We start from the raw sequence: 13,175 nt of genomic DNA on the forward strand, positions 1-13,175 counted from the left end.
TTTAATTTAAACTGTATAGGTAAGGTTTGATTAAAACCAATGCAAAGCCATGTGCTATTGCAATCTTCAATTCTAAATCAGTTAGTTGCTATTTTCCCTCCTATTAATCCAATTAAATTATTCAAAAGTAATTTCAGCCTGAATGCCCATTTCTATTACAGCCATGGAACATCCCCCATTTTACCTACAAATATCAACCTTTTATCTGAAAAGCTAATAGGCATTACTAACAATTTCATATGCCTTAAACATAAAATATGCAATACAAACAACCCTCTTGTCTATAGAATAAAGGTATAATAAATCATAGGGCCACCCATTGGGTAGCCCTACATATACTTACTTTGACACGTTGTTGCCAACGTGGTAGGGTGGACCGGTAATAGGTATCCTGAAAAAGTTCAGCATTTGAGTAGCAGTACTCGAGCACCCATTCGCATCCGTTACCTTAACGCTAACCGTTGGTGTTTTAAGCGTACCTGAGGCAGCATCAGGAAAGAGAGTATTATTGGCTGGCGCTGTAACTCCAAATATCTGTTTATCGGCATCGGTAAGATTATAGGAGGCGTCATCGATGCTCCAACTATATGAATAGCCACTTTCCTTAACCTGAACATTAATTGTACCTCCAGCACAAGCTGAGTATGGACTTGCATCTGTGGGCTTTGACACCTGCTCGATAGTAACAGTAGGAGGATTATTAACGGTAACGTTCCCCTTATCGGTAAGCTCTACGCTACAATTATACTCGTTAGTTGCCCATACGTTGTAAGTTACATTTGATGTACCTGCAGTAAATGGCAAATTAGTGTCACCTCCAGGACCACTGCTTACCGCGTTCCCTACATTTGAATTATCAGAAAGCCGTAGCTGGTAATCAATACCTGGAGCAGCAGCAGCGACAACCACATTCCCACTTGCTCCCGCACAAACCGATGGATCGGATACAGTATTTATAGCAGAAGGAAGAGGATTAACAGTTACGACCAAAGTATTTGGAACAATAGAGGAACCTTTCTCATTCACAGTTACACTATTATTACCAGTATTATCAGCAGTAGTCCAAGTAACATTTATAACATTTGATGTTGCCCCATTAGTATAGGTACCACCAACAACAGACCAAGTATAGGTATGCGTACCAACCATTGGAGTCGAATAGGTATTTACAGAATTTAAGCAAACCGAACTATTCCCACTAACCTTCGGTTCTGGAATATCAGTAATAGACACCTTATACTCAGGCGTAGTTACGCTACATCCATTAATTGTCTCGGTTAGTTTAAGCGTTCCTGTTGGTCCTGCTCCCCAAGTAACATTCACAGAATTGGTAGTTGCAGAAGTTGGCGTACCTCCTGTTATCGTCCACGAGTAAGTATTACCACTACTAGCAGTGCTATATGCTACAACAGAACCTGTAGGAGTTGTGGTTAATCCTGTAATTGCAGGTGTTGGTGATGGCTTAAGCGTTATGGTTGCTGATGTTGTAAAATCGCTAACACCAGTACTGCCCGTATTATCCTGAACGTATGAGATGGTAAACACGTAGTTGCTAGGGCCACCACTTGCCAACACAGGCAATGCATTCGAAACAACTAAGCTATAAGGCGAAGTTGCAATATTTGCCACTGTAGTCTCATTCCCTCCATTAATCTTATACTTAATAGTCCAAGGCCCAGTTCCTGTTAAGGCTATAGGGATAGAGGTAGTGGAACCATCGTTACAAATACTTGTCGTGCCCCCCGTGATTGTTGCAGTAGGCAAGCTCTCAACCCCTATTGTCATAATATGATTTCCATCCAAAGAGGTTGTTGGCGATGTTTTAATTGTACCGCTGGTTTGTCCTCCATCGGTTACAACATTCCCCCTATTTACCCACGATGAGGTTACCCACTCTACCACGCGCAGCTTACTACGCGAACCTGCTGTTGGAGGAATAATACCACTTGCATCATCCCATCTAAGAGTCACATTGCCAGCTGCACCTCCAGGTCCTATAACCTTCCAATACTCATTCGTACTTACCTTGTCAACAGGTGCGGTTCTTGCTTCAGGATCATATCCCGCTGCTTTCGTATCTTGCTTATAGTACTGAGAGGTATAATACCCAGATACTGAAACTTCAGAAAGCACAACCCTACCAATTCTAGAGTCGGAAGCATCACCAACGGGGAATGCGAAGCTTCCACCTGCATTCATCTTCTTTTGGAGCGGACCATTTACGAATGATGACGAGCTGCCACCTACCACTGCACTAGAGCTGGTGTTGGTAATGCTAAGCAAGTTTGTGGTAGAGGTTGTTATATTACCTTTGGTAAGATAAAGCAAATTTGCAACAGCCGCTTTACCAGAGCCAGCGATAGTCAAACCTGCTGCATTATCTATTTTAAGGTTGTAAAACTGCTCGGTAGTTGTTCCATTCGCAACAGTTAATGTCTGAGCGGTTGTTCCGTTGAAGTTTACAAGTCCCTTACCAGGAATAAAGCCCCCCGTTACAGACGTATTGTTATCGATCCAATTACCTAAAGCGGTAATAGTTCGATTAAAGAGTTCGTTGCTTAAGGTTGCACCTGAATTTATAGTAAGATTCCCCAGCACTTTTAAATCCTCCGCAGTAATCAGCTTTTTACCCGTACCCGAGAATATTACATTCTGGTAAGGCTTATAGTTATTACCAGGCTTTAGAGGCAGTGTTGCCTCATTATTGCCAGTAAACTCAATTGTACTACCTGCAGTTGACGTAAAGACATCAAAATTACCTCCAGGAAATACAAAAATTCCATCATTAGTCGAGGTTAAAACCAGCTTACCACCACCAGTAACATGACCAATACTATGGTAAACCGTCAAGCCTACATCTAAAGTACCCTGAATATCTACCGAAAAAGCTTTTGCCTCGTTGCTACCTAGGTAAACACGGTGTTCTGCTTTAATAACAACAGGGTTACCATCTGGAATACAATCGCAAGAGGTGGTTCCAGTAGGAGAATAGGACCATGTTCCCTTTTCGAACCAGTTAGCATTTGTTTTTATGCTATACAATGTTTTCTTATTCCAAAAGTTTTCCTTTAGTCCAGCGGTATACTCTCCATCTAGGTAGCCTACATTTGTCAGATTGATTGTATGCAATGCGCTACTAACACTTGCATTAGCAGCAACCCCATTCTCCTCAATCCAAACTCCATTTAGATAACGGCCTACTTTGTACTGCGCCTCATTGCCTAATACATCAGATGCTTTGTAGCTGTACGCCTGGGTTACAGAATAAGCGCTGGAGAAGTTCTTTACAGCCACATTCCAGTAATACTTCAGCTGGTCACCTTCAGGAGCAAGCGCCGCAGGATGCACATAGTTTACAGGTTTTACCGTTAGCTCGCCCGCACTATTTGCATTTGTAGCGAAGCTATAAGTAGCAGGCGTATACTTCCCTGCGACTCCAAACGGATAGGTAAACGTTGAAGCACCAGCATTAAATATCTTCTTTACTCCAGCATCGGAAATCACACCATTAAGGATAATCATCCTACTACTGTCATTAGTACCAGCAATAGTAGCATCCTTACCTAGCGTTAGCAGGTAATCGTCGAGGTAGATGCTTCCTGTAGTAAAGGTAAGCTTACCGTCTATTCCAAAATTATCTCTAATAACCAACCCTAGAGAATTATTAACGATAACATTCCCAAAGATTGCAGCCCCGTTACCTGACACCACCTGAGGCTGTCCTCCCTCGAAGCTAATACCTCCATCGCCACTAGGGCTTACATGCTTTGCCTGGCTGTAAACATTTCCTATTTGGGTAATGGAGTTACCGCCATCGCTTAAAACACCCGAATTTAACGAAAGATTACCGTTAACCCGGATATTCGAGTTTGGATTTAAGGTAAGGGTACCCGATGGGGCAACTATCAAATTGGCGAAGTTCGTAAGGTTTGCTCCGTTACCCGATATGGATTGATTGGTGCCGTTAAAGGTTGTTGTTTGGGTTAGAGAACCAGCTTGGTAGCCGCCCGTTGTAACCCCCGTTGCAGCATTGCCATTCTTATTGATTAAGCCTCCTGCAATGGTAACATCCAAACCATTTGCCATAAAGGATGAGTTCCCATTAATGGTAAGATCACCCTTCAGAACTAACGGATAGATATTAAGAGCGCCTTTCTTGCTACTGGTGGTTCCATCTACGGTTAAATTCCATAGAGGAACAGATGTAACTATATTAAAGGTAGAATTTGCAGCGGATACACCAGATCCAAGAACGACGGTACCACCCGTTACCGTGCTATTTTCGGGAGCAAGGTAAAGATCGGGAGAGCTCGAACTATTAAAGTTCCCCGTAATGGTTAGCTTGCTATCCCCGCTCATGTCGAACTTACTGCCGGCATTCAGGATCTCGAGCATCGATCGTGAATTATTGGCATTACGTCCTGCTATGGTAACCTCGCTACTCCCCGATTGCGAGTAGTTAAGCGATCCGGTGTTAATCGTAGTAACCCTTCTGATCTGTCCATTGACAAATAGCTTACCTGTACCGCCTACAATAATTTCGGGAGTACCTCCTGAAGAGTATTCTATGTCGTTGTTAAGATTATTACCTAATGTACCAATATTTACAGCACCTGCCAGTACCTCTAAACGACCATCGAGCTTAAGGTCGGTTGCATCATCAGCAGCAGTTCCTCCAATATTAATGGTGCCACCGTTAGCCGAAAGACATCCCGAAATAGGAATCGTAAAGCTACCCGAGTTCGTTAGCCCCAAGGTAATAGGACTTGTAAGCCTAAAGGTACCGCTAGTGAGCGTTAACGCTGTTGGCAACGACGTATTTAGCGATAGCGCAGCTGATTTAACCTCTAGGAGCGTATTGCGCGAGGTTCCCTTGTTTACCGTTATCGTATTAAAGTTGGTCGTAGTGCCAGTACCGTTTATCTCCTTATCCGTATCGCCCGTAAAGGTTACATCGCACAGCCTAGTTGAACTTTTATACATATCGAAGGTTCCATTGTTGGTAAGGTTACCCTGAATCGTCATCTTGTTTAAGGCGCTACCTCCGTTATTAACATCAAATGTTCCATCGACTACAACATTGCCATTAGCTACAACATTTTGCACACCACCATTGACGAATCGGAGGGTTCCGCTTGCCTTCACTTCGAGCAACGTGTTCACTGTAAGAGTTCGAGAAGTAGCCGTACTATTTAACTGCGAAACACCTGCTCCACCAGCCGAATAGGTACCGTATACCAAAACTTCGGAATTAGGGAGTGTAACTGTGTTACCTCCAGCAGGAGCCGTAACGAGGTTATTGTAGGTAGCAATATTCACGGTTGTACCAGCCGACACATAGGTAGTAGGCAGCACAAACGAGCTGCCAAGCGTAGATGTACTATAGTACTCTACCGTACCACCTCCACTTGAGAGGAAGTTTCCAAAGTCTCCCCCGGGGAATTCGGCTGTTGCTGCAGAAGAGGATATTCGCAATGTTCCTGTTCCTAACACCTTAGAATCGGGAATGGCTCCAAAGTTATGGCCAGTTGTTGTGGTAAGATCGAGCGTAGAGCCAGAACTAATCTGCAAACCTCCAGTTGTAATAGTTTTGTACCCAACAGGAACAGTAACCTTATGGTTGTGTGTAGCATCACCAATTACAACAGGGTTGTTAGGACCTGGGATATTCACACCTTCCACCGATCCTGTAGCAACCGCAGCACCTCCTACCGAATCAGTAGACCATGTATCGCTATTGCCCCATTCACCTTCATCAACCCTACTATAGAATACCTTCACAGGCATAAATGCATTTGGTTCTCCTGCAGTATAGTCGCCATCAACATAGCTAATGCCACTAAAGTTGATAGTATTAGTATTGTCGACAACCTTCGATGGGTCGTTAATTGGCACCCAGCTATATGGACGGTAGGCTGCTGGAATATAGCTTGCTTCAACACCATTGGTAGCATCAGCATCTACATACTGGTAGCTATGCGTTACCGAACTGGGCTGCAAGCCTCCAAAACCAGAGCTGGTTACCTTCCAGTAGTAGGTTAGCGCATTAGTAGATGTTGCAAATGGCTGTATCTGTGCCACAGGGCGTACCGTTACAGCCCCCCAAGCCGCTGGGGCTGTACCTATCCTAATATTGGCAGGGGTATAGTCGCTTGCCGTACCAATTGGGTATAGGAAGTTGGCTGTCGTGCTATACGCCTTAGTGACACCAGCATCGCTCTGCAAACCGGCAAGCTTTATCATTTTAGCTCCACCGAAGCTTGCCGTAGTAGTACCCGTAAGCGCATCGTACACGTTACTGGCACTACCTAGCTTAAGGTTATAGCTGCCGATATCAAGCACTCCAGCAGCAAGCCTAAGGTTGCCCTCTACCGATTGGTTTGCTGTAAGCTTAGCGCCTGCCCCATTGTTCAGATTTAGGTTGCCAAATATGCCGTTGCCATCTCCACCTACTATTTGGTTGGCAGTACCATTTAATAGTATTGCCCCTGACGCTTGGCTGGTATGCGTCCCCGAGTTGGTAACATTCCCGTTTACACTTATGGTATGCCCCACATCGTTTAGGAAGCAACCCGAATCGAGGGTTAGGTTGTTACGAACTATTAGGTTATTCGAGTAAATGTCGAGGTTGGACTTACCAGCAACTGTAAGGTTATAAAGACCATTACCACCCGTTCCTACGGTTCCAAGATTTGTAAAACGCTGCCCAGACAAACCATTAAAGGTGGTTGTATTACTTCCAGAAAGATAGTACGTTCCTGTATTAAGAAGAAAATCACCACCAATAAGTACATCCTTACTATTTGTATTTAATGTGCTGGATCCGTTTAAAGATAGATTATGAAGAACAATCAAAGAAGGAGCTGTAATTGCTGGAACGTAGGGCAAACTTCCATTTTGTAAATAATCTTGTAAGTAGGCAGTTCCTGCTCCCTGAATATTTAAATCCCAAAAAGGAGCGGATGAATTTATGTTTCCCTGCCCTCCTGTTGGTGTAGTAATATTAATTGTACCACCTGTAACATTAATATTACTTGGATTAGCACCTATAATAAGACTAAAATTTCTTCCACGACCTGTGGCAGAAGAGGGTGCCAAAATGTTAATTGTGCCCCCACTCATTTTAAAAGCCATTGCACTGTATGGGAGCATAAAACTAGCCGCAAAGTCAGTCTTACCTCCTGTTACATTAACAGTACCTCCCGTCTGATAATAGGCCCCACGGTGTGCACCAAGACCATCCTGTGATGAAACACGAAGAGACGTAATATCAAGTTGACCGCCTTCAACACTTAGTAGGCCTGTAGTTCTCATTACTAGACCATTGGTTCCATTCTTTATGTCAAAATAAGAATTTTCTGAAATTCGAAGCGTTCCGTATACTACTGGAGTAAAATTCTGATTATTAGCATTCCAAATTACTGTTGCACCATCCAACCACAACCTTGCATCTTCATCTATATTGTATACACCATGGTCTCCATCCCAATTGTCTGTTCCTAAGCATGGAATTAAAACATTATTCCCTAAACGTACAGTTCCAGCAAGAAGACCAAGCGCATTGAGGTTTGGCAGATTTGGTGGCGTTTCGCTAGGCAGATAATGCTGTTGATCATTCCTTCCAAACAACTTAAAGTTAGCAGAAGCACTTGCATCAATATTCAGCACATAGGTTTGGTCGAAGCCCTTATCAATCTCTATGCGGTAGAAATCGCTCTGTCCGTTACAGAGCAGGCTTTGGTCGGCAGTGGCATTATTGAAAACAACATCAGAACGACCGTTAGCAGGCGTAGCAGTGTACTGAGGAGCAGCTTGATTGGTAAATCGTACCACCCCATCGTTGGTAAAGTTTCCCTTAACCTCAATTCGGTGCTTGGCATTACCCGTACCAATACCTATGCTACCATTAGCCGAAACATACACATTACCCATTACGGTAAGGTTCCGGCTGGTGGTTGAGGTATTACTATTTATCTGTAGCTTACCTCGGGTTACCGTTAGGTTGCCGTTTACAGTCATATTGCCTACCAACGTTGCAACATTAGTATTCGCCGAAAGATTTAGAATAAGGTTATTGTAGATTAGCTGCCCAAAGTTGAAGTCAGCACTATTGTAGTACTCCACCGTACCGCCACCTGCCGAAACAAAGCTAGACCAATCGGCGGTTGGAAATGCGGAATTGCTAAGGCGTACCAAACCCTGACCACGAACCACCGTAAACGACTGCGTAGTAAAATTGCCAAGGTCTAGGGTACCACCCTCGTTCACCTGTACCGATAGTACGTTGTAGTTGTTCTCGGTTGTCGCTACCGTTCTACCGTTAAGGATAACCACCCTATCGTTAGGAGTTGGTATCGCTGGTGCCACCGACAGCGTACCCGAGGGGTCGGTTGTCCATGTGGTGGCAACATTCCAATCGCCCGATTGGTACGAGTAGTAGGTGGTGTACTTGGGCTGCTCGCGCGCAGTCCACTGCCCTGTTAGTCTGGTTGCACCGGTTACCGCCATAGGGTTTGCACCGGGGCCGCTTGCCGTAGTAGGCACGCTCCATGTAGTACCATTATAGTACCAGGGTATATAGTTGGCCTGATCGCCACCTGCACCTACCTCACTATTGTTGTAGGCCATCCTTACGTTGGCGGCAATGCCCGATAGGCCAGAGGTTGCTACAGCCCAGTACTTCGTTAGGTCGGTATCGTTAGCACCCGTAGCCTTCGATGCTACAGCCCTAACCGCAACGCTGCTGGTAGCCGTTGCCGTAGCCGTAAGCGATGTTATTTCGTATGGGGTATAGTATGCTCCAGTACCCACTGGGTACACCATAACAAAATCTGCAGCTGAGTTTCCCTGCTTAACGAGGCTTCCGGTTCCATCACAAATCACCATATGGTTGCTGTCGAAGCTGCCGGATAGGGTTGCCCCATCGGCAATTGTTAGGTTGTTTGTCCCTGAGCCAAGGCTGATGCTTCCGTTGCTAAGGTTTAGCGTACCGTTCACGGTAACGCTTCCCTGCATGGTTTTAGTTCCGCCACCCTCTATGGTAAGGTTGCCATAGTTCAAAGCCGCCACATTCTGCGCCCCACTTGCCCCATAAACAACCGTTGAGGCAGCATCTAACACCTCTGTACCCGACCAGATAGCATCGCTGGCTACGTTGTGGTTGTAGGTAGCGTTGGCATCGAGCTGGAAGGTGGTGTTGCCTGATAGGGTAACTGCTCCACTGGTAGCCGTTAGCACTCCACCTCCTTGTACCTGTACCTTAGTATTAGCACCAGAGACAGACCAACCAGCTGCTGTAGTAGTCATGGTATGGCCAGGCTGTACAATAAATATTTGATTAGGCAGAGTAAAACTTGTAGGAGATAAGCCTCCCATTGTTTTCCAATTACCTAACACATTGGGATCACCCGACCCTTGTGAAAAGAAAACAGGAGGTACAAAGGCATAAACCTGACCCGTTACAGGTCTTGTGCTAATATTAGTAATTTCGTTCGTCGTACTTGTTGTTGGCGAAGCAGAAACATCTTGTAAGGATATAAAATTCCCGTTGCCAGTCGATCCATTTGTTATGCCAATTGATGCAGTTCCCGAATTTACAGCAGCTGCCTCCCTCTTATATATGAACTCTATCTTACCCGATGTCTCATATAACTTTACTTGAAATGAGATAACTTGGCTATTTGCTTTCCAATTCCATTCAGCCCCATACCATTCGAGAGTAAAGACCCGGTTAGGATACACACCCGTAGTTGCCGAATTCATAGTCCCCGATGTCATGTCTAAATCGTCCCATAGAGGTGCAATAACTGGTCGTGTACCTCTACTTGCCAAACCATTATTACTTGCAGCATCAGTAATATTTTGACCAAATGTCATCCACCCATTAGTAGATGCAGACACCGAAGTATAATCAACGCCACAATACCTAAAGGTAAAACCTATTGGGATTGAGTTACTCACTTCATCGTCTCCTCCAGTCAATTGGGTACTACCAGCACCTAAAGCACTAAACGTACCCGAACTTGCAGAAAAAGTATACTGTGATAGCGTTTGCCCCCACCCCATGCCCGGAGCGAGTAGAAGAGCAATCAGAAGAAGAGCGACACGCGTAAAGCGTCGTTGAGTGGTAGTAAAAATGTATCCCTTACCCATGGCCGTAATGGTATATAAAAAAAAGAAAGTAAGCGTATATACTATAGCTGCAGGCGTTAGACAAGGCTAGCAGCATGGAGAATGGCCCTGAGCCGACAAGCCGGACAAGTACACCACCCCCATCTTAATTGCAAATATTAACCTTTTTTTTAATACCGCCAAGAGAATAGGCGACTACATCCTAAAAATTAACATCATAGCCAGCCTACGATCCTCCGACTGCTACCGCAAGGGAAAGGCTTACCCTGCAGTCGCTCCCTTTTAATCTGAACGTTTAATTCTAAAACGACCAAAACCATGCAACAAAAAAAGGTACCCGCTTATGCAGGTACCCCTTAAAGTCAAATAACTCAAAAAAAACAAACAGCGATCTATCCATCCTAGCTAAAGTAAATGCTAGCTTCCACCCGCTTTTATATTTTGTAAAGTATACGTCTATTCGGTAGTGCTGGTATCCCCTAACGCCTTCTTCTCCTGAGGTAGCGGCTCTATGGCCAGCTGATCGGCATTGGGCAGCTGCTGCCCAACCAGCTGATCGGCATCGGGCTCAGCAATGGGCTGCGAGGGCACCTCCTGAGCCAGCGGCTTCCGCTTGGCTGCCTTTGGGGTTGGCTTATCCTTACCGTTCTCCTCGGCCTCCTTCTTGGCGTTTTCGGCACGGGTAGCCTTGGCCTTTATGGTCTGCTTCTTGGCCTCGGTGAGCACGTTAAGTCGAGCCACCAGCTCCTTAACCTGCGGATCATCCGAGGTTAGGATTAGCCCCTCTATGGCGGTGTTCAGCTTACCGTACTCGTCGTAAACCAGCTTCATGGCCTCGCTTGGCGACACCTCGTTGAGGGCAGCCTTGGCCTCGGTGCACTGCTTTTCGGCAGCATCGTACTGCTGATGGGCCGCAACCAGCTTGGCAAAAGCCTTATCAGCTCCAATAGTGGCAATTGCCGCCTTTAGGTTCGGGCTCTCGAATGCCGTAATGGTAGCATTCAGCTTGCTCGAAAACTTGTCGGCAGGCAGCGCCTGCATTCTCCAATCGTGCAGCTTAAGGGTGCTAACCAGCAGGTTGGCGGCCTGCCGCTCTGCCGCATCGGAGCTCCTTACCGCCGAGCTTACAATGCCCCTAAAGTAGAGGTAGCAGTCGGCTCGTATCTTGTTCTTTTCGTTTTTCGAGAGTATTAGGTTCGACAGATCAACCTTTACGGCCGAGCTTGTTGCCAAGGCAACGGCAGCAGCAAATGGGGTAACTACCTTCTCCAAGGTCTTCTCCAAAGTAGGATATAGGAGGATGGTAGAACGCATTTCGGACACATAGGTTATAGCCTCGTCGTTGGTTAGCTTTCGTAAGTCTAAATGTGTAAATTCCGACATAGTCACTTCTTTTAGTTATTATTTGCAATAAATTTAAATAGAACACTAATTAACGCGCAAGCCTATGTTTTAAAATAATTTACTTTTAACTTGATATTTAACCATATTTAGCTGGTGAAAGCCGAGTGATTATCCTTTGGTGATAAAAAACGCCCCATAGTCAAAAAGCTTTAGGAAAACCCTAATACAAATGCATTTCTTTGCTAAACAACCATATTAACCGAATAAAAAAGAAAACGAAGCATTTCTGTAACTGATTTTTACCATATAGCGGAAGCCATATTGGGTGTCTCCGATATGGTTTTCCGAAGTTCGGAAAGTTGCTCTTGCGCCTCAAAAAGCTAAATCCGAATTTCGGAATTAGCTATCAGTGAAGACAAATCGCATTTCCGAAATTCGGAAGTTGAAATCGTTGCCACCAAATTCGCTTTCCGAGATTCGGGAAACAGCTTCGATGCCCCTAAAAGCTAAATCCGAATTTCGGAAATGGGAATTGATGCCATCAAATTAGGGTTCTGAACTTCGGAAAGCTGAATCTCTGCGGCTAAATGCTAAAAGAAGAAGCTCAGCGTTTAAATACGGCGCTGCCTAATGCCCTTCCCTAATATCGGGTGCTAGCAATCGGCACCTGTAAGCAGCTACCGTATGCTTGTTCGCCTCCGTTCCATCCTTATCCTTCGCGCACATTCAACACTATCCTCAATCTCCTCTTGTCTTGTTCTTTTATATCGATATACCTGAAAAATAGGCTTCCTATATTCTGGAATTTTTACCGGATTTCTCATTTGCACGTAGATCAGCTGATCGTACTTAAGAACGTGGGGAGCAATGATTTTTTCGACAAATTCCTCGGCAGGGGTATTCTTGTAGTATTTCCACTTCGAATCGGGATCGGGAATATGCACTAGATGCTGGAGGGTGTCTGGGACAATAAAACCTTTCATTATGGCGCTATCCCTTTTAGCCTTGGTATAGTCTACAGGAATGTCAAACTTATAGTCGAAGTAGTAGGTACCGTAGCGAGGACGCTTGCGGATAACCCCATAAGAAACTCCTGCAACTTCGACATCCAAACGTTTGGGAAGGCTAATCGGACTCGATGACTTTACCATCTTATCTAGATTAAGGATACGAGTCCTATTTTTAAGCGTATCAACAATTCGTTCTTGGGCAAATAGCGAAAAAGAACCTAGGGTAAGCAGAGCTGTAGCACCAATATTTTTTCGAAGCATAGGCATATAATTTCTATCATAACGCCCTGTGTAGGATATTATTGCGTTAATGGTTTGTTAAAAGAAAGGCTTACTATTTCAAACAACAATCTATGGTTAATCTACAGGCAACCTCAGATTAACGTCTGTTCGACTTAAGGCGATAATATCATTGAATATCGCCTACGAAGAAAAAAGCAGGGCAGGAATGATATGCGACAAGGCTATAACCGCTATGCGGTATTCTTGCTGTTCTACATTTGTCCGTAGGACATTAAGGTGTGTAGTAAAGCAACCGTAAACCACCTATTCTCCTCGTAGAGGATAAACTTGCGATTGGCTTATCACAGCCATTTATAAGGCTTACTGCTATCGAGCTGATGTTAGACTAATAAAATACAAGTTGAATATGTACATCATGCTAGTAATAATTATATATTTGAAACCTAA

The 13,175-nt window shown here is 44.6% G+C and carries 3 protein-coding genes; all 3 read right to left on the reverse strand.

Annotation, left to right across the window (positions count from 1 at the left end):
- Positions 1-339: 339 nt before the first annotated feature.
- Positions 340-10,152, reverse strand: a complete 9,813-nt coding sequence (locus CLV25_RS09990; RefSeq protein WP_131839509.1) for a beta strand repeat-containing protein — start codon at positions 10,150-10,152, stop codon at positions 340-342.
- Positions 10,153-10,587: 435 nt separating this feature from the next.
- On the reverse strand, positions 10,588-11,514 hold the full coding sequence (locus tag CLV25_RS09995; RefSeq protein WP_131839510.1) for a DUF6261 family protein: 927 nt from the start codon (positions 11,512-11,514) through the stop codon (positions 10,588-10,590).
- Positions 11,515-12,152: 638 nt separating this feature from the next.
- Entirely contained in the window at positions 12,153-12,746 is a 594-nt protein-coding gene (locus tag CLV25_RS10000; RefSeq protein WP_131839511.1) for a hypothetical protein, read from the reverse strand.
- Positions 12,747-13,175: the final 429 nt, after the last annotated feature.

The organism is Acetobacteroides hydrogenigenes (genome assembly GCF_004340205.1).
GTDB lineage: Bacteria > Bacteroidota > Bacteroidia > Bacteroidales > ZOR0009 > Acetobacteroides > Acetobacteroides hydrogenigenes.